The 20,272-nt window shown below is 30.5% G+C and carries 16 protein-coding genes and 1 pseudogene; 8 read left to right on the top strand and 9 right to left on the bottom strand.

What is annotated here, in order from left to right; translation table 11 throughout:
- Positions 1 to 132 precede the first annotated feature (132 nt).
- The 4 genes from GQS57_RS04750 to dinB form a co-directional block, all read right to left on the bottom strand.
- On the bottom strand, positions 133 to 843 hold the full coding sequence (locus GQS57_RS04750) for a methyltransferase domain-containing protein (RefSeq protein WP_165731441.1): 711 nt from the start codon (positions 841 to 843) through the stop codon (positions 133 to 135).
- Positions 843 to 2,006 (bottom strand): NAD(P)/FAD-dependent oxidoreductase, encoded by a 1,164-nt coding sequence (locus GQS57_RS04745; protein WP_165731440.1) that lies wholly within the window; start codon positions 2,004 to 2,006, stop codon positions 843 to 845. The genes GQS57_RS04750 and GQS57_RS04745 overlap by 1 nt, the downstream gene beginning before the upstream one ends.
- Positions 2,007 to 2,022: 16 nt before the next feature.
- Positions 2,023 to 2,475: a GNAT family N-acetyltransferase gene (locus GQS57_RS04740; RefSeq protein WP_165731439.1), complete on the bottom strand. Its 453-nt coding sequence runs from the start codon at positions 2,473 to 2,475 to the stop codon at positions 2,023 to 2,025.
- Positions 2,476 to 2,804: 329 nt separating this feature from the next.
- Positions 2,805 to 3,887 (bottom strand): DNA polymerase IV, encoded by a 1,083-nt coding sequence (gene dinB / locus GQS57_RS04735; protein WP_165731438.1) that lies wholly within the window; start codon positions 3,885 to 3,887, stop codon positions 2,805 to 2,807.
- 313 nt (positions 3,888 to 4,200) lie between these two features.
- Between dinB and GQS57_RS04730 the strand changes: the two genes are divergently transcribed.
- The 6 genes and pseudogenes from GQS57_RS04730 to GQS57_RS04705 all read left to right on the top strand — a co-directional run bounded on the left by GQS57_RS04730 (position 4,201) and on the right by GQS57_RS04705 (position 8,910).
- Positions 4,201 to 4,530 (top strand): iron-sulfur cluster assembly accessory protein, encoded by a 330-nt coding sequence (locus GQS57_RS04730; protein ID WP_165731437.1) that lies wholly within the window; start codon positions 4,201 to 4,203, stop codon positions 4,528 to 4,530.
- 15 nt (positions 4,531 to 4,545) lie between these two features.
- On the top strand, positions 4,546 to 5,994 hold the full coding sequence (gene sufB / locus GQS57_RS04725) for a Fe-S cluster assembly protein SufB (RefSeq protein WP_165731436.1): 1,449 nt from the start codon (positions 4,546 to 4,548) through the stop codon (positions 5,992 to 5,994).
- Between the two features lie 78 nt (positions 5,995 to 6,072).
- Positions 6,073 to 6,822 carry a Fe-S cluster assembly ATPase SufC gene (gene sufC / locus GQS57_RS04720; protein ID WP_165731435.1) on the top strand — a complete coding sequence of 250 codons (750 nt, stop codon included), beginning with the start codon at positions 6,073 to 6,075 and terminating at the stop codon, positions 6,820 to 6,822.
- A gap of 36 nt (positions 6,823 to 6,858) precedes the next feature.
- Positions 6,859 to 7,249, top strand: a pseudogene (locus GQS57_RS04715) (four helix bundle protein).
- A gap of 47 nt (positions 7,250 to 7,296) precedes the next feature.
- On the top strand, positions 7,297 to 8,610 hold the full coding sequence (gene sufD, locus GQS57_RS04710; protein ID WP_165731434.1) for a Fe-S cluster assembly protein SufD: 1,314 nt from the start codon (positions 7,297 to 7,299) through the stop codon (positions 8,608 to 8,610).
- Positions 8,611 to 8,706: 96 nt separating this feature from the next.
- The gene (locus GQS57_RS04705) at positions 8,707 to 8,910 is read left to right on the top strand and encodes a hypothetical protein (RefSeq protein ID WP_165731433.1); all 204 of its coding nucleotides are present in this window, start codon (positions 8,707 to 8,709) and stop codon (positions 8,908 to 8,910) included.
- Positions 8,911 to 8,984: 74 nt separating this feature from the next.
- On the opposite strand, the gene GQS57_RS04700 is transcribed toward GQS57_RS04705, so the two are convergent.
- From GQS57_RS04700 to GQS57_RS04690, 3 genes are read right to left on the bottom strand one after another with little or no spacing between them, the layout of a single operon-like run.
- Positions 8,985 to 10,634: a hypothetical protein gene (locus tag GQS57_RS04700; protein WP_165731432.1), complete on the bottom strand. Its 1,650-nt coding sequence runs from the start codon at positions 10,632 to 10,634 to the stop codon at positions 8,985 to 8,987.
- Positions 10,635 to 10,651: 17 nt separating this feature from the next.
- The gene (locus tag GQS57_RS04695; protein WP_165731431.1) at positions 10,652 to 11,812 is read right to left on the bottom strand and encodes an ATP-binding cassette domain-containing protein; all 1,161 of its coding nucleotides are present in this window, start codon (positions 11,810 to 11,812) and stop codon (positions 10,652 to 10,654) included.
- 46 nt (positions 11,813 to 11,858) lie between these two features.
- Positions 11,859 to 13,178 (bottom strand): serine hydrolase, encoded by a 1,320-nt coding sequence (locus tag GQS57_RS04690; protein WP_165731430.1) that lies wholly within the window; start codon positions 13,176 to 13,178, stop codon positions 11,859 to 11,861.
- A gap of 100 nt (positions 13,179 to 13,278) precedes the next feature.
- Here GQS57_RS04690 and GQS57_RS04685 point away from each other — a divergent pair, with 100 nt between their 5' ends.
- Positions 13,279 to 14,493 carry an aminotransferase class V-fold PLP-dependent enzyme gene (locus GQS57_RS04685; protein WP_165731429.1) on the top strand — a complete coding sequence of 405 codons (1,215 nt, stop codon included), beginning with the start codon at positions 13,279 to 13,281 and terminating at the stop codon, positions 14,491 to 14,493.
- Between the two features lie 80 nt (positions 14,494 to 14,573).
- Here the strand turns inward: GQS57_RS04685 and GQS57_RS04680 are convergent, their stop codons facing one another.
- Both GQS57_RS04680 and GQS57_RS04675 read right to left on the bottom strand, forming a co-directional pair.
- Entirely contained in the window at positions 14,574 to 16,070 is a 1,497-nt protein-coding gene (locus GQS57_RS04680) for a G-D-S-L family lipolytic protein (protein ID WP_165731428.1), read from the bottom strand.
- A 13-nt stretch (positions 16,071 to 16,083) separates the two neighbouring features.
- Positions 16,084 to 18,744, bottom strand: a complete 2,661-nt coding sequence (locus GQS57_RS04675) for a TonB-dependent receptor (RefSeq protein WP_165731427.1) — start codon at positions 18,742 to 18,744, stop codon at positions 16,084 to 16,086.
- 194 nt (positions 18,745 to 18,938) lie between these two features.
- On the opposite strand from GQS57_RS04675, the gene GQS57_RS04670 reads away from it, so the two are divergent.
- Positions 18,939 to 19,871 carry a bifunctional riboflavin kinase/FAD synthetase gene (locus GQS57_RS04670; RefSeq protein ID WP_165731426.1) on the top strand — a complete coding sequence of 311 codons (933 nt, stop codon included), beginning with the start codon at positions 18,939 to 18,941 and terminating at the stop codon, positions 19,869 to 19,871.
- The last annotated feature ends 401 nt before the right edge of the window (positions 19,872 to 20,272 follow it).

Genomic DNA, 20,272 nt, shown 5'->3' with positions numbered 1-20,272 from the left:
TAGTTATTACACAGAGATTCACAGAGTTTTTTCGCAGAGATTCTCGGAGTTATTTATATATTTTTTCTCAGATTTAACTGATTGTTATTATTCGAATTTCTTTACTTTTCAACTTTAAGAACTTTCAACTTTTTAACGTTTCAGTATCCATTGAAAACGGAATGCCCATTTCCAAGAAATTTGTGGTTTTACATTTAATTTTTGAGAGACTCCTTCTAAATCTTTTCTTTTGAATCCTCTTAAAACAGATGTTAATCCGTCTTCAATAATCATTTTATTTTTGATAAAAAGAGACAACAACATAAACAGATAATACGCTAATTTATGTCGATGCAAATCATTCACTACAATTCCTATTTTTGTTTGTTTTAGTGTATTTCCTAGAAAAGAAACCAATTGTTCTTCTTTAAAATGATGTAAAAATAAGGTTGCCAATACCACATCGAATTGTCTGTTTTTAAAAGCTTCAGAAAAAATATCTTCCGTTTTAAAACTCAGTTCTGGAAATGCTGCCGATAATTCATTTGCGTACGCTATTGCTGTTGGGTTTGCATCTATGCCTAACAGCTTCATTTTATAGCCTTTTTTCCTTCCGAATTTTGCTACATCTCGTAAAATATCTCCATGACCACAACCAATATCTACAATGGTTAACTCTTGTTCTTTTGGATGATTTTTTAATACTTTTTTCAGTGAATTTAAAGTTACTAAATTTCCGCCTAAATACCGATTTATATTTTCTAATTTATCTAAAGTATCTCGCAGCAAATCTCCGCCAATAGAAAAATCATCCATCAGTTCTTCTTTGTCTGTTCTATTTTTTGTGCTGATAAAAAAATCCATTAAACTTTCATTGGTTTACCATGTGTTTGCTTGATTATTATGGGTAATAAAAAAGGTAGTTTCTTTAATATTTGAAGTAAAATAGCTGCAATTTTATCTTTTCGAAATAACATTGCAATAAAATGACCTGCTTTCAAACGCAAACTAAATTTTTTATTCCACTGTCTAATATATTGCTTTTCGAGCTCTTTTCTAGATATATTTTCACCATTCAAGTAATTTAAAATCAATTTAGATGCAATTTGTGCCGATTGAATTGCCATACTCATTCCGTTTCCACAAAGCGGATGAATCATTCCTGCAGAATCGCCGCACATTAAAATATGGTTTTCTACTGGTTTTTTGGTTTCAAAAGAAATCTGACTTATCGTTAATGGTTTCTCGAAAATTGCTTCAGAATTATCGAAAATTTCTTTTAAATACTGATTTTTAAAAACGACTTGCTCCTGAAAATCATCAATGTTTTTATACTTTTTAAAGGACTCATAATTGGTGATATAACACAAATTAATTGCATTTTTTTCCACTTTAGAAACACCACAATAACCACCTTTAAAATTATGAAGTGCTACTAAATCTTCTTTAAAATTTCCTTTTACATGAATTTTAACACCTAAATAAGGTGATTTTTTCTTGATAAACTCGCGTTCCATTTTCACATCTAATAAAGAACGTTTGCCAAAAGCTCCAATGGTAATTTTAGAAGTGAAGGTATTATTTTCTTTCGTTTCAACGGAAAATACATCATTTTCAAAAGCAACATTTATGACGGAATCTTTTAAAATTGTAACACCATTTTTTATTGCTTTTTCTGATAAAAGAAGATCTAATTGATATCGTGAAATCCCGAATCCGCCCAAAGGTAACTTTGCCGAAATAAGATTATTCTTTGTAGTTGATAATTGAAATTCAGAGATTTTAACAGCACCAAAATTAAACGGATTAATCTCTAAAAAGTCTAAATAAGGTAAAACTTCATTCGAAATATATTCTCCACAAACTTTGTGCTTCGGATATTCATTTTTCTCAATTAACAAAACCTTTTTATTAAATTTTGATAAATGAATTGCGTTACATAAACCCGCTAAACCACCACCAATAATAATTACATCTGCAACTAAATTGCTTTTATTATAACTATCTGTGTTTATAGGTTTTTTCATTTTAATCTATTGACTTTTACAATGCTTTTTCAAAACAAATACTATTTTCTACTCCTTTGTATTGTCCGTAATTTGGAATCTTTTTATAATTGCATTTGGTATAAAATTTTACTGCTTCCACTTGTCTTTCACCAGTTTCTAGCACACATTTTTTATATCCTAATTCTTTAGCCCAAATTTCTAATTCTTGTAATACTTTTTTAGCAACTCCTTTTCCTCTATCATCCGGAGAAACAAACATTCTTTTTACCTCTACAGAAGTATTATCAAACTTTTTTATTGCTCCACAGCCAACTGCTTTTTTATCAACAGAAACAACCACTACATTCTTTAAAACATCAATATTATTAAACTGATTGTAAAAAGCATGTTCTGCTCCATCCTTCATTTTTAAGTAGGCATCTAACTGTTTTACCAAATTAATAAAATCTGGGTTTTCAGAATTTGTTCTGATAATTTCTATTTTCATTTTTAATGTTATTTATGTCATTTTAAACCCGATAAAAAATAATGAACCCGAAATAATAACCTACAATTTAGTCTTTTCTCTAATAAGATGTATGGTTTTTCCTTTCAGTTTGTCATTTCGACCTTTTGAGAGAAATCACATAAAGTTACTCTGTTTAATGTTTTCTAGATTATGAGATTTCTCCTATCGTCGAAATGACAATTGGAAGTATTATTAATCCTTTTCATTTTTAGGCAAGCCTACGGGAATTGAACTCTTCATAATTTAAATTAACAAATTACTAAGTAATCCTTACCATAATTTTGTAGCATACAAAAAGACGCTTAGCGTCAGAATTCAAACTTTAATTGTACCCAAACAGGTTCTTTATTTTCGGTATTTAAATTACCAAAAGATAAGCCTAATAAACGAACTGAATTTGTAATTTTATCTTGAAACAACAATTCTTTTACAACAGGAAAAAACTCGTTTTTAGTCTGCATAAAATATTCCTTGGTTTTACTTCTTGTCTGTTGTGTAAAATCTGAATATTTAATTTTTAAAGTAATTGTCTTTCCTTTTGTATCTGTTTTGGTCATGCGTCTTTCTAACTCATCCGCAATTTTCTCTAACTTTTCTATCATAAATATTTCCGAAGAAATATTTTCACTAAAAGTTCTCTCTGCAGCAACAGACTTTCTAATTCTGTTTGGTTTTACTGCGCTATTATGAATTCCGCGAACAATATTATAATAATGAGCACCCGATTTCCCGAAAGATTTAATCAGTTCTTCTAAGGTTTTTTTCTTTAAATCATTCCCAACAAATATGCCTAAATTATACATTTTTGCAGCGGTAACTTTACCCACTCCATAAAACTTATTGACGGGTAATTCTTCTAAAAACTGAATTACCTCATCTGGATGCACTGTTTTTTGTCCGTTAGGCTTGTTAATATCCGAAGCTACTTTTGCTATAAATTTGTTTATCGAAATTCCAGCGGAAGCTCTTAATCCAGTTTCTTCAAAAATTCGCTCTCTGATTTCCTTGGCAATGGTATTTGCAGATGGATTTCCTTTTTTATTCTCTGTAACATCTAAATACGCTTCATCTAAAGAAAGTGGCTCAACCAAATCTGTATACTCGTAAAAAATGTCTCTAACTTTTTGTGATATTTCTTTATAGCGAGGGAAATCACTATCAACAAAAATTAAATGCGGACATTTTTGCTTTGCCAACGTACCGCTCATGGCAGATTTTACTCCAAATTTACGAGCTTCATAACTCGCTGCAGAAATAACCCCTCTTCTACCTTCTCCACCTACTGCAATTGCTTTCCCTCTTAATTCGGGGTTGTCTAACTCTGCTACAGATGCGTAAAACGCATCCATATCTACATGAATTATTTTTCTAAAAGGTGGTTGCAATTCCATGTTTCGAAAATACAAAATGAGTTCTCAATCTATCAATATTTTGTTATAATATTCATAATTCATTTTAAAGCGTTCTATCAACAATAAAAACTACTTAGTACATTAATTTACATAAACAGGAATTTAATATTTTAGTACAATCTGCAAAAGTATAGGATCAATCTAAAATGATATCGCGGTCTATAAAATGGTCACTTAAAAGAGCCATCAATAAAACCAATTGTTTAATTGGGTTTGTTAATGAAAGTTTGTTATTTTTCTTCGACTTATATCGTATATTTGCAGACAATTTAGATTTAATCTATTTAAAATTATGATAAAAGTTTCAGACACAGCAAAGAAGAAAGTCATAGAATTAATGACTGACGATGGCTTTAATGCAGTAACCGATTTTGTACGCGTTGGTGTAAAAAGTGGTGGTTGTTCAGGTTTATCTTACGATTTAACTTTTGATAACAAACAAGAAGAAAACGATAAAGTTTTTATAGAGAATGATGTAAAAATCATTGTTGATAAAAAAAGCTTTTTATATTTAGTAGGAACCACCTTAGAATATTCTGGAGGTTTAAACGGAAAAGGATTTGTATTTAACAACCCAAACGCAAATAGAACTTGTGGTTGTGGAGAATCATTCTCACTTTAAAAATTTAAGAAAAAGATGTCAAAGTATACAGAGGAGCAGCTAGAAGAAGAATTAAAAACCCAAGAATATAAATACGGTTTTTATACAGATATAGAAAGTGACACATTTCCTGTAGGATTAAGTGAAGATGTTGTTCGCGCAATTTCTAAAAAGAAAAACGAGCCAGAATGGATGACCGAATGGCGTTTAGAAGCGTATAGAGTTTGGGAAAAAATGGAAGAACCAGAATGGGCAAATGTTCATTATGAGAAACCAAAGTTTCAAGACATTGCTTATTATTCTGCACCAAAAAAGAAGCCACAGTTAAACTCTTTAGATGAAGTAGATCCAGAATTATTAGACACTTTTAAGCGTTTAGGAATCTCTTTAGATGAGCAAAAAAAATTAGCTAATGTAGCTGTAGATATTGTAATGGATTCTGTTTCTGTTGCGACTACTTTTAAGAAAACATTAGGTGAAAAAGGTATTATTTTTATGCCTATTTCTGAAGCAATTCAAGAACACCCAGAATTAGTAAGAAAATATTTAGGAACCGTTGTACCAACAACAGACAACTTTTATGCAGCATTAAATTCGGCAGTATTTTCTGACGGATCTTTCTGTTACATTCCAAAAGGTGTAAAATGTCCGATGGAACTTTCTACCTATTTTAGAATTAACGAAGGTGGAACAGGTCAATTTGAAAGAACACTAGTTGTTGCAGACAAAGGTAGTTATGTTTCTTATTTAGAAGGATGTACAGCACCAAGTAGAGATGAAAATCAATTACACGCTGCTGTTGTAGAATTAATTGCATTAGATGATGCAGAAATTAAATATTCTACCGTACAAAACTGGTATCCTGGTAATAAAGAAGGAAAAGGTGGGGTTTACAATTTTGTAACGAAAAGAGGAATTTGCGAGAACAACGCAAAAATTTCTTGGACACAAGTAGAAACTGGTTCTGCTGTAACTTGGAAATATCCTTCTTGTATTTTAAAAGGAAACAATTCTGTAGGTGAATTTTATTCTATTGCAGTTACTAACAATTTTCAACAAGCAGATACCGGAACAAAAATGATTCACTTAGGTAAAAATACTAAGTCTACCATTATTTCTAAAGGTATTTCTGCAGGTAATTCTCAAAACTCATACAGAGGTTTGGTACATATTGGGGCAAGAGCAGAAAATGCACGTAATTTCTCTCAATGTGATTCTTTATTAATGGGTAACGCTTGTGGAGCACACACGTTTCCTTATATAGAAGCTAAAAATAAATCGGCACAAATAGAACACGAGGCAACTACAAGTAAAATTGGTGAAGAACAATTATTTTACTGTAACCAACGTGGTATAGATACAGAAAAAGCAATTGCTTTAATTGTAAACGGATTTAGTAAAGAGGTTTTAAATAAATTACCAATGGAATTTGCAGTGGAAGCTCAAAAATTATTGGAAATCAGTTTAGAAGGAAGTGTTGGATAATTAATTACCAACCATAAGATATATAATTATTAAAATAATGCTTCTAGCCAAAAGCTAAAAGCCAATAGCATAAAAAGGATGTTAAAAATAGAAAATTTACAAGCGAGTATTGATAATAAATCAATTTTAAAAGGATTGAATTTAGAAGTAAAAGCAGGTGAAGTACATGCAATTATGGGACCTAATGGTGCTGGTAAAAGTACTTTAGCAAATATTATTGCAGGAAAAGAAGATTATGAAGTTACTGCTGGTACAATTGAATTAAATGGTGAAGATATTAGTGAATTAGCACCGGAAGAAAGAGCACATAACGGTGTGTTTTTATCTTTTCAATATCCTGTAGAAATTCCTGGAGTTTCTGTAACAAACTTTATTAAAACTGCTATTAACGAAACTCGTAAAGCAAAAGGTTTAGAAGACATGCCAGCAAAAGACATGTTAAAAATGATTCGTGAGAAATCTGAATTATTAGAAATAGACCGTAAATTCTTATCTCGTTCTTTAAACGAAGGTTTTTCTGGAGGAGAAAAGAAACGTAACGAAATTTTTCAAATGGCAATGCTAGAGCCAAAATTAGCTATTTTAGATGAAACAGATTCTGGTTTAGATATTGATGCTTTGCGTATTGTTGCAAACGGTGTAAATAAATTAAAATCTAAAGACAACGCTGTTATTGTAATTACACACTACCAACGTTTATTAGATTATATCGTACCAGATTTTGTACACGTTTTACACGATGGTAAAATTGTAAAAAGTGGAGACGCTTCTTTAGCTTTGGAATTAGAAGCAAAAGGATATGACTGGATTAAACAAGAATTAGTTTAAAATGTTTCTTGTTTCTATTGTTTAAAGTTTCATGTTTTGGCAACTATAAGAAGATTCGAAGATTTAGAAATATGGCAACTAGCTAGAAAATTAGCTCAGCAAGTTATTTTTATTTCTAAAAATACTGATTTGAAAAAACGATTATCGTTTTAAAGATCAAATTAAAGCTTCTTCTGGTTCAGTAATGGATAACATTGCTGAAGGTTTTGAAAGGGATGGAAATTTAGAGTTTAGACAATATTTATCAATTGCAAAAGGTTCTGCTGGAGAAGTTCGTTCACAATCTTACAGACTCTTTGATTCGGAATATATTTCTGAAGAAAAATTAAACAATTTAATTATTGAATGTGAACATTTGAGTAAAAAAATAGCAAATTTTATCAGCTATTTAAATAAAAGAGATTTTAAAGGAACTAAGTTCAAGTAGTCACAACTTGAAACAAAAGAAACTTTAAACCTGAAACTTATAAAACAATGGAATTAAAAGATAAAATAGTATCGTCTTATGTTGCTTTTGAAAATGATGTAGATATCAATTCAGAAATACATGATATACGTACAAAAGCATTACAAAATTTTGAAGCACTAGGGTTTCCTACCAAAAAATTGGAAGAATGGAAATACACTTCTTTAAACTCAATTTTAAAACAAGATTATAGTATTTTCCCTAACAAAGAAAATAACGTTGAATTTGCAGATGTAAAACAGTATTTTATTCATGATATTGACACCTATAAAATTATTTTTATAGACGGAAAATACAGTTCTTTTCTTTCTGATGTAACACATGATGGAAAAGATATTTGTTTACTTTCTTCAGCAATATCAAAAGCTAAATATAGTCCTGTTATAGAAAACTACTTCAATAAAATTGCAAAACAAGATAATTTAACCTCGTTAAATACTGCATTCGCCAATGAAGGGGCTTACATTTATATTCCTAGAAATGTAGAAGTAGAAAAGCCTATTCAGATTATTAATTTTACAACAGGTTCGGAAGCTGCTACAATGATACAGCCAAGAAACTTAATTGTTGTAGAAGAAAATGCACACGTTCAAATTATAGAGCGTCACCAAAGTTTAACAGACAATGCTGTGTTGTCTAATGTTGTAACGGAGGTTTTTGCAGCTAAAAACTCTACGGTAGACATTTATAAAATTCAGAACGACAAAATAAATGCTTCTTTAGTAGATAATACGTACATAGAACAAAAAACAAACAGTGTTGTTTCTGTACATACATTCTCTTTTGGAGGAAATATCACCAGAAATAATTTAAATTTCTATCAACGTGGAGAACATATGGACTCTATCTTAAAAGGAATTACAATTATTGAAGGAAAACAACATGTAGATCATCACACCTTGGTACATCATATAGAACCAAATTGTGAATCTCATCAAGATTATAAAGGTATTTTTGACGAGCGCTCTACTGGTGTTTTTAATGGTAAAGTAATTGTAAATAAAGAAGCTCAAAAAACAAATGCATATCAACAAAACAACAATGTTTTAATTAGTGATAAAGCAACGATTAATGCAAAACCACAATTAGAAATTTTTGCTGATGATGTAAAATGTTCTCACGGTTGTACTATTGGTCAGTTAGATGATGATGCTTTATTTTACATGCAACAACGTGGTATTCCTAAAAAAGAAGGGAAAGCATTGTTAATGTTTGCTTTTGCAAATACTGTCTTAGAAAGCGTTAAAATACCAGAGGTAAAACAACGTATCACTAAATTAATTGCAGAGAAACTAAACGTTAATATTGGTTTCGAATTGTAAATTTCGAAATTACTTTTTATAAAAAATAGAACCACGCTCTTTGCGTGGTTTTTTTATATTTATAATTTTTGTAACTTTATAAAAAAACTGAAGATTATGAATAAAACAATTAAAACAGTATTATTAATAGCAGGAGTTGCATTACTTGTTTATGGAACTTACACTATGATACAACCAGAAACAGAAGTATCAATTGGCGATCTAGATTTAATAAAATCTCAAGACAACACCAATTCTTATATCACTATCGCACTAGGTATTGCTGCTGTAGCACTTAGTTTGATAAAAGGTAAAAATTAATAAACCTACCATTAAACTGTAGAACAAAACCACTTAGAAATAAGTGGTTTTGTTCTGTTTTATCATAAAATAGTTTACTCTGGTCTTGCTTTTAATTTTCTGATAAATAACGAATACACATAGATTGTAATTATACTAACCAACAGTATTGCCCAAAAACCATAATTCTGAAACCACGTTTCAAAATTACTTTTATAATTATAATTTTGAGGGTTTAACTCTAAATAAACATCTTTTAAAAATCTAGAATAACTAAAAGCAGCAAACAAAAAGAAAGTTGGTACTGCAAATAAAACTAACGACCAAAAGATAGATATTATCGTTTTTTTCCAATTTAAAATATAGGAAAAAATTGAAAAAACGATAATTAAAAACGAGATAAACAACATTATAAAGTACTCGTTATATTTACTATACCCAAACAAATTGTTAGAAGAAGACATTAACCAAACTATTAATACCAAAACAACCAAACTTGCTACAAAACTTAACAATATTGTTTTAATACTTGTTGTTTTAAATATTAAAATAAGAATGCTTAAACAAAAAGAAAAGGCAATTATAAAATACAAAAAGACAATATCAAAACCAGAGAAATAAGATTCATATACGTTCTTAAAAAAATTATCACTATCATTAAAATCGAAGTATAAACTCTTAGAATATGGAATATCTTTACCCGAAGATAAATTGTTTACTCCATAGCCTGTTCTTGCATAATATTCTTCTTTTGGGTTACTCGTATGTATCAATTCCGTTAAAAGGTAACTTGGTTTATTATCGATTAATTCAAACCAATTGTCTACCGTTAAGTTATGTTTTATTTCATATTTTTTTGAGATAGAAAGCACCTTTTTTAATCCTTCTTTTATTCTAATATCATCTTTATTATTTAATATTTCTTGATAGAAATTAAGCTGATTTTTATAATCTAAAGAGTCTTGACCGTAATTAAATTTCTCTTTTGAATAATTGAATAAAGATGGATTTAAAAACTCTTTAAACTCACTTATATCAATTATAGTTCTATCTTCAAAATTATCAAAGTCAATCGAAGATCTGGTTTTGTAAGAGTTATTCGTTTCTAAATCATAATTATTATTGAACTTATAAAACTGTAAAAAATGACCATCTCTTTTGAAAAAAACCTGAGTAGTATCAATATTATCTGTTAAATTCTGCTCGTAACCTACTGCAACCTTTAAAGGAAAAGGATCGGGATATTCTTTTTTATCTATTTCATACTCATCTTGTTCTTGCATTAAAAACAAACTAAACTTATTAAAAGTCTTAATATCTTTATCTAATTCTTGCCAATTATAAAGAGATCTTGTTTTAATTTTTAAACCTGTTTTAAAAGAATAAAATTGTGTTGTACTTATTAAAATGATGAGAAATACAATACAAAATTGCTGAAAAACCATTCCCTTTTTTATAGAATACAAATTTTTAAATGCATTATTTCTTAAGTAAAAAATTATCCAAATTAATAAGATAAAAATAGAAATCAACACGTTGTAATACACATTAGATGTAAAAAAGAAAAAATCATCTAACTTATAATGTTCTTTTAAATCTGCTAAACCATTAACAGAAGAAAAGCCAATTAAAAAGAAAAGCAAATGAACAATTATATTTACTCCAAGCATCCAAACCAAACGAGTATTCCATATTAATGGATAATGCTCTAAAAGATATTTATTTATTTTATTGATAAAATTCATTATTATTGTTTAGATGATTAATAGACAAAAAAGCGTCTGGTAGATTTAGAAATATCTCTGATATACGTTACATTTAATTGATGACTTGCAATTGTATTTAGCACAATATTAAATGTAATATCATGCTTAAAGTACAAGATATAAACACCTCCATTAAACTCTAGTTTTTCTAAATTCAGTTCTTTAAAAACAGTTTCTAATTCTTCTCTAGAATTGGTTGCATCTAATTCTATAATTAACTGCTTTGCTGTTTTTTCTTCTATATTTAATTGATTAGAAGGTTTACCGTTTCTTAAATAAATAACCTCATCAGAAATTTTTTCTACTTCATATAATTGTTGAGAAGAAAACACCATTGCAATTGGGTTTACAGGAGATTTAGACATCATCTTTAAATCTTCTAAGATAATTTGTTGTGCCAAAATATCTAAGTTTGCCAAAGGCTCATCTAACAAAATAATTTCTGGCTTGCGTAACATTGTTCTTGCCAACTCAAAACGCATTTTATATCCAGAAGAAAGTTCGCTCCATTTTAAATCTTTGTATTTCCAAAGACCAAACCGGGCAACCATCATTAAAACTAATAAATCATTTTTTTCACCTTTTACACCATAATGTACCAACGCAAATTTTAAATTATCTAAAACTTTACCATACCAAACAGCTGTTCTTTGCGGTATGTAAACCAATTTAGACAACACATCGTAAGCGTCTTTATTTTTTGATGAAAAAGAATATTCTAAACTACCTGCAGATACTTTATTTAAAGAAGCCAACACCGTTAACAACGTTGTTTTTCCATTTCCATTTTCGCCAACCAAACCAAAAATATCTCCTTTTTTCAATTCGATATTTACAGGACCTAAAACAAAACGACCTTTGTTATAATCTTTGGTAATGTTATCTGCTTTTAAAATTGTTTTACCAACTAAGTTTTTGGTTTCAATTTTTATCTTTTTAAGTTGATTACAGCATTCTGTAAATAACAAAAGTAATGACGATTTATCATCACTACTTTCATTTTCATATTTTTCTACAAAGTCTAATACTTTGGTAAAAACTTCTACAGAATCGGTGTTTAAAGAAGCATCTAAAAGCGTTCTATACCCTAAAGAAAAATCGCCTCTCTTAAAATATAAAAGCGCATTTTCTATTAATTCCCCTTGTGTTTGTATCATATTTCTTTTAATTCTAGCAATTTTTCTAATATCGAAATAACAAAATTTATTTAATTGATTCAATCACACCCTTTAAAAAGGTATTTTCATCAAAATTATTTAAACCAAAACGGACAATCACCATCTCTTGGTCTGGTAAAACATACACTCTTTGTCCTTGAAAGCCATCTGCATAATACATGTTTTTAGGCACGTCCTTAAAATCATTTTCTGCATTTAGCCAGAACTGCGCACCATAAGTTCCGTTAGAACCTCGTGTTGGTGTTCTTATATAGTTAACCCATTCTTTGGTAAATAATTGTTCTCCATTCCAATTTCCATTTTTAAGATATAAAAGACCAAATTTAGACCAATCTCTTGCAGTTGCCCAAGAATAAGAAGAACCTACGTAATTTCCGCTTAAATCGGCTTCTAAGACCATAGAATTCATCCCTATTTTATCAATAAAGTTGACATACCAAAAGTCTAAATATTCTTGATGCGTTTTAAAGTAAGTTCTTAAAATACCTGATAATAAATTGGAGGTTCCAGAGGAGTAATTCCAACTTTCGTTTGGGGTACCAACCAAAGGCTTATTTTCTTGCATCTTGGTCATATCTCTTTCTAAAAACAACATTTTAGTCGCATCAGAAATTTCCCCATAATTCTCATCCCATTCTAAACCGGAATTCATTTGTAATAAATTATTGATCGTAATCTTTTTACGCTCATCATTTTGCCAAGAATCAATTGGAGCTTTGTCAAACACATTAATTCCACCTTGAGTTTGCATAATTCCAAATACAGTACTTAACAAGCTCTTCGTCATAGACCAGCCTAAAAGTTTTGACTCTTTATGAAAGCCGTCTGCATATTTTTCTGAAACAATTTGATCTTTATAAACAACCAGAACAGCTCTTGTTTTATTGGTAGGATCAAATAATAAATCTACAGATTCATCAATTTTATCATAATCTAAATTTGCAAAAATAGTATCTATTTGTGGGGCGTTTCCATAAGGATAAGGTGTATTATTATCTGCTTCTAATCTTTTAGGAACTAAATAACCTGCAGTTTCATCGCTTTCTTCTAAGGTTAAAACAGCTCCTAAACCTTCTCTATAAATAGCTTTTCTGGTTAACAAGCCAAAAGCAGAAGATGTTGCATTTTTATTTTCTAAATTAACTTTATCCGAAGCCAAATTAACTGGTGAAAAATCATTGTCCGTGGTATCTGTAAACTCTAGAGTTCTATCTGCAACAAAAACAGATGAAGCCATGTTTTTAGCAGAATAACCAGCCAAAAGATTCAATTTTGGATAGTTGTAAATAACAACACCAATCACAATAATTAATACTAAAAATAGAATTCGTTTAAAAATTTTCATCAGAAAAAGAGTTTAGTTATGTAAAAATAAGAAATTCATATTGTCTTTATTACAAGTTTCAAACTTCATCGGTTATCTTTGTGTTTTAAATTGATTTTGTATGATAAATGTTGATAAAATTAGAGCAGATTTTCCAATTCTAAAAAGAACCGTTCACGGAAAACCTTTAGTCTATTTTGATAATGCTGCTACTTCTCAAACACCACAAGTTGTTATTGATGCAATTGTAGATTATTATAGTAACTACAACGCTAATATTCACAGAGGTGTGCATACTTTAAGTCAGGAAGCAACCGGTAAATATGAACAAGCGCGTATTAAAATTCAACATCATTTTAATGCAAAAGAAGCGTATGAGATTATTTTAACTGCTGGTACTACAGACAGCATTAATAGAGTTGCTGCCGGTTTTGCCTCACTTTTAAACACAGGCGACGAAATTATTGTTTCTGCTTTAGAACACCATTCTAATATTGTGCCTTGGCAAATGTTGTGTGAAAAAACAGGTGCTCTTTTAAAAGTGATTCCAATGTTAGAAGATGGTTCTTTAAACATGGAAGCATATCATAATTTATTGAATGATAAAACAAAATTAGTTTTCTGTAACCACGTTTCTAATGCTTTGGGAACTATAAACCCAATTAAAGAAATTATTGCTGCCGCTCATAAGGTGAATGCTGCTGTTTTAATTGATGGAGCTCAGGCTACACCTCATATAAAACCAGATGTACAAGCTTTAAATGTTGATTTTTATGTAGCTTCTGCACATAAATTATGTGGCCCAACAGGTGTTGGAATGTTATACGGAAAACAAGAATGGTTAGAAAAACTACCTCCTTACCAAGGTGGTGGAGAAATGATAGAAACCGTAACTTTTGAAAAAACGACTTACGCAGGTTTGCCTCATAAATTTGAAGCTGGAACTCCAAATATTTGTGGCGGAATTGCTTTTGGATCAGCTATAGATTATATGAATTCCGTTGGTTTTGATGCTATCGCTGAATACGAACATGAGCTTTTAGAGTACGGAACACAAGAATTATTAAAAATTGAAGGCTTAAAAATTTTCGGAACTACAAAAGATAAAACGGCTGTAATTTCTTTTAATGTAAACGATATTCATCCGTATGATATTGGTTCTATATTAGATAAATTAGGAATTGCCGTAAGAACTGGTCATCATTGTGCACAACCAATTATGGACTTCTATAAAATACCCGGAACTATTAGAGCTTCTTTCTCGTTCTATAACACAAAAGAAGAGATTGATATTTTGGTTAGCGGAGTTAAAAGAGCAGTAATGATGTTGTCTTAAGAAGATTGTTTAATAATATAAAAGAGGCTATCTAAAATATATTTTAGATAGCCTCTTTTTCTATTTTAGTAATTATTTTCTTACTTTAAAGTAGGTGAATAATTTGTAGGATAATCATCTGCTTTAGCCAAACCATCTGTTGCTAATGTAAAATTAGAACCAAATTCTGCATCTATAGCCTCTAAAATTTCATTAGCCATTAAAGCATACCCTCTTCCTGTTAAATGTACACCATCTAAACTGATTAAACCACCAGTAACTAAACTTGTATTTAACCTATATTTATCAAAAATAATACCTTCGGAAGCTTCTTGTAAAAGACCTTTAAAATCTACCAATGCAACATTTTCATTTGTACTCGTTATTGTTTCAATTGTTGCATTATAAGCATCTGTAGCCGTTTTTATTGCTGCTTGCTCCTGTGGTGTTAAAACCCAATTATCTGCTAAAGGAACAGATACTCCGTTAATTAATGATGCATTTCCATTAACTGTAGTACCAATAATAGCAGAACTTGCTAATAATAATAAATCATCTGCAGTTGCTTGTCTGTATTTTGGAATTCCTGCAAAAGCTGGGTTTATAGCTCCTAAATCTGTTAAATCTTCATCTATAATTACTACAGCATTTTGACCAGCCGAAAAACTAATTGTTCTTTTAGCTACCTCATCATCTGTTAATAAGCCAGTTCCGGCTAAAGCTGCCGCAGCCGCTTGTAAACCGCCATTATAAGTCGCATAACCAGTATTTACCGCTTGTGCTGTTGCTGCATCTAAAGGAACAGGGTTATAAGGTACTGTAACAAAATTAGCTAAATCTGTAATATAAGGTACATTTGCAACCACTCCTTTTGCTCCATTTGATGTAAGTGCGGTTACCATACCATTTAACACATTTGCAAAAACATTTGGGTCTGTTATATCCGCTTCACCGTAAGTAGAAGGATCATAATTACCTGTTTGGTCTACTCCAGAACCTCCAGAAAGTGCATAACCTAAAACATCATTTCCTCCAATTTCTGATAATGTAAAAAACGTTGGTGCTTGGGCCAATGCATCTCCAATAACAGTAGCAGAAGTACTAGATTCCATTCTACCAAAATATGGGTTTAATGTTCCATAACCAGCAACACCTAAATGAAAACTTTTTGCACCAGGTACTCCAAAATTATTGAAAGGACCAGATACTTTAGCCGTTAAAGGTGTTGTAGGTAAAGCACTTAACCTAGTTGGACCAGCTCCATCAAAATAAAATCTTGGCGGCTGTACTGCTGTTCCGTTAAAAACCAAACCTCCAATATTATCATTCATTAAAGGTTGTTTAAATGTGGTTCCAAATTTTGCTGCTAGAATGTTTGGAAAAGAATTTTCTTGCCCCGATTTAAACAATGCTCCGTCTGTATACCCTGCGGTAAAAGAAGCTCCTATAGAAATGTATGTAGAAAAATCTAATCCATTTTTATTTAATGTTACTAGGGGTTTTACTGGATCTACTATTTCATCTAACTCATTGTTTACATCACAAGAAGTAAAACTGAAAGCCAAAAGAAATAATCCTATATATTTATAATTTTTCATAAAGTATTTTATTTTAGTTATTAATTGTCCAAGAAATATAGTACTGAGAACCTACTGCTCCTACACCGGTAGCACCCAAGTATTCTTGACCTGTTAAATTTGCTCCACCTAATTTAAATACAGATTTCATTGAAGGAACACTATAATTAACTTGAGCATCTAAAACGGTTCTCGCTTTCATTGTACCATCTAAGAAAGAAGATTCCCATCTATATTCATCTTGCCATCTTGCATTAACATTAAAACCAAAGTTTTTAAATAAGTCTGTTTTACCAAATTGCAATTTTACTTTATGTTCTGGAGTATTAAAACCAGCTTCAAAATCTGGATCTGAAGCTTGATCAAAATCAAATTTTGCATAAGTATAATTAAGACCAAGGTTAAAACCTTTTAAAATTTTGGTATTTAAACCAATGGTTGCTCCATAAGAATTAATATCTGCATCAGAATTAGTATACAATTGAAAAACCTTAAATCCGCCGGCAGCGTTGTAAGGTACAATTACATTTTTATTGGCTATAAAATCTTCATATTGATTATAATACACACTTAAATCTACAGTAAGGTTACTTTCATTAACAGGAATAAGACCTCTATACCCTACTTCAAAAGCGGTTACTTTTTCTGGTTTCACAAAGTCTACCTCTGCTTTTACAGTTCCACCACTTGCAACAGTAAAAGAGTTTTCATAAGCATCTCTACCTGTTAAAGTATAATTTACACCTGCAGCATCTGTAAAACTTGTGGTATATCTATCTATATTATCTTCTACACCACCTACTAAAATTGCATTACCAACATCTAAACCAATATATTGATCTTGCGTTGTAGGATTTCTAAATCCTGTTTGAAAAGAAGCTCTAAAGTTCTGATTTTTATTTTCACCACCTGCGTATGCAAATGAAATTCTTGGAGAAAAATTACCATCAAAATTTTGTGCTTTGTCATAACGAATTGAAGCGGTTACCTTTAAACGGTCGTCTTCTAAAAATTTCTTTTGAGCTTGTGTATAAACACCATATTCATCATACTTAATAGGTCCGTCTGTATCTGTAAATATATTACCAAAAGAATTTAAAGAATACCTTCTATAAGAACCACCAACTTGAATTTCTGCAAAGTCTATAACGTCTTGAAAATTATAATTCGCATCTGCATGATATAATTTTGTTTGATCTCTAAATTTAGCACCTGTAATTAAATCTGGGTCACTTGTTACTGTATTAAAAGCATTCTTAAACTCAGCAGTTCCAGGTAAAAAACGATTTCTATCTGCAAATGCTCTTGCAGCTTCATGAGAACTAGCAGTAACACCAGGAACGCTTCCTAAATAAGCTCCAGCATATTCTGTAAACCAATTTTGGTCTGAACTCCAAGCTCTATTAATATTTAAACCTGCAAATAAGGTATTATAAGAATCACCAGCATCTTCACTTGTTACATAACCACGTACAAAAAAGTTTTTACCTTTAAATTCTAATTTATGTTGCTCTAACAGAAAGTTTTTAATGCTATATTTTTGACCACCTAAATATTGAGTAGTTCCAACGCCTACTTTAGTATTCCATATTACTTCTAAACGATCATCACCAAAAGGTCTATAATTTAAAGAACTACCAAACTTTACGCTTTTAACGCCATAGTCCATCAAATCGTTTTCATTATAACCTGTTCTACTCACTTTTCCTATAGCTCCTCCAAAATCATTAGAAGCTACATCTCCATAAACATTAACACCATTATAATTTGGATCTGATCTATCTCCTGAAATGTATTCATCTCCGTTTGTATTTCTATAGTCTGTTGCATGCCAATCTTCTCCTTCTAAATAGGATAAGGTTGCTTTTGCCGCAAACTTATTAGAAAAAGCATACGCCATTCTAATATTAAAATCATAAAACTCATTATTTCCTGCTGCTTCTTGACTTGTAACTCCTCCTTTTAAAGAAACACTAATTCCTTGATCTTCAAAAGGACTTTTACTGGTCATAAACATAATACCATTAAATGCATTTGCACCATATAATGCAGAGGAAGCACCTGGTAATAATTCTACTGTTTTTACATCTAGTTCAGACATACCTAGTAAATTACCCAAAGCAAAATTTAATGCAGGAGACGAATTATCCATACCGTCTACCAATTGCATAAAACGTGTGTTAGAAAAAGTTGCAAAACCACGTGTATTTACAGATTTAAAAGTTAAACTGTTGGTGTTTACATCTACTCCTTTTAAATTTTCTAACCCGTCGTAAAAAGAAGGTGCAGAAGTATTTTTAATGGCTCTACTGTCCATTCTTTCAATAGTAACAGGAGATTCCATAACACGTTCTGGTGTTCTAGAAGCAGAAACTACAATTTCATCTAAAGAAGTTTCATTTTCTATTAAGGCAACCATTACTTTTTGATTATTTTTTATAATCTCCACTTTTTCTACATGAAACCCCAGCACAGAAATCTCTATAGTAAAAGGTGGCTTGTCTGAAACATTTAATACAAAATTACCATCAAAATCGGTGGTTGTTCCTAACGCTTTTCTAGCAATTTTAATATTTGCTCCAGGAATTGTTTCTCCTGTTTTAGCGTCTGTAACAGTACCTGTAACCTTGGTTTGACCAACCATTGCTACACTACTAAAAGCTATAAACGCAAGAAGTATAATTTTTTTTATCATAATTTGATTTTTTTGTTAAGTAAATGCAAAATACAATATTTTTTGAATAATTTAACAAACAGGTACTTATTTTAAGATTATAGCAATATATCTCTATTATATTATCAAATAGAAAGTTTAAAAACTACTCTTTTTCATATTAGTAGAAACCGTTAGTTATTGTACATTTGTATTATACTTAATTATCTTTTTGATTGAATACAATTCAGAATATTTCTAATTTTTCTACTTCAGAAAAAACATATGTAACCATTGGTACTTTTGATGGGGTACATTTTGGGCATCAAAAAATTATTGATAAACTGGTTTTAGAGGCTAAAAAAGCAAATAGAAAATCTGTTTTACTTACTTTTTTTCCGCATCCAAGAATGGTGTTACAAAAAGACGCTACCATAGAGTTGATTAATACGATTGAAGAACGTGCCGAATTACTTAAAAAAACAGGCTTAGATTATTTAATTATTCATCCTTTTAGTAAAGATTTTTCTAGAATGACCGCGCTAGAATTTGTGCGTGAAGTATTGGTAAATCAATTGAATATTTCTAAATTAATTATTGGTTACGATCATCATTTTGGAAAAAATAGAGAAGGAAACATTGTTCAATTAACAGAATATAGTCATTTATACGATTTTGTGGTAGAAGAAATTCCGGCACAAGATATCGATGATGTTTCTGTAAGTTCTACCAAAGTAAGACGTGCTTTGGCTACTGGAAACCTAAAAACTGCCAACAATTATTTAGGTTACAATTTTATGTTAAGTGGTACCGTAGTAAACGGAAAACAATTAGGTGGAAAAATTGGATATCCTACTGCAAATATTGATGTAAAAGAAGCGTATAAACTGATTCCTAAAACGGGTGTTTATGTAGTAAAATCTACCATCGACAATAAAACTGTTTTTGGAATGATGAACATTGGCAGCAGACCAACCGTAGATGGAACTTACCAAACAATTGAAGCCCACTTTTTTGACTTCAACCAAAATTTATACAACGAATATTTAACGATAGAATTGCTTTATTTTTTACGTAATGAAGAAAAATTTAGTTCTATTGACGCATTAGTTGTTCAGATTAAAAATGATGAACAAACTGCTAGAGAGTATATTAAAGAAAATCTTTAAGTTTTTTATTTTTCCGCAAATTTGTGTTATCACTGTTATAAGACTTCTCAATACTTCGAAGTGACAATTGGGGTGGTTTACCGTTGTGGGATTTCTCCTTTGTCGAAATGACAAGTTGATTGTTTTTTTACACCCAGTTTTGTCATTTCGACCCTTTTAGGAGAAATCTCATAAAGTTTGGTAATTGTTATGTTATCACGGTTATGAGACTTCTCAATGCTTCGAAGTGACAATTGTTGTGATTAATTATGAGTTCTGTATTGACACACAGTTTGTCATTCCGAAATGAACTTTTTTAAGTATTTCGACTACGCTCAATATAAACTTATGAGGAATCTCATAAAGTTACTCTGTTTTTTGTTATAACTATTATGAGATTTCTCAATACTTCGAAGTGACAA

Origin of the sequence: Polaribacter sp. 20A6, from assembly GCF_011378915.1 — a bacterium.
GTDB classification, from domain to species: Bacteria; Bacteroidota; Bacteroidia; order Flavobacteriales; family Flavobacteriaceae; genus Polaribacter; species Polaribacter sejongensis.
This window is presented reverse-complemented; position numbering and strand designations above follow the sequence as displayed.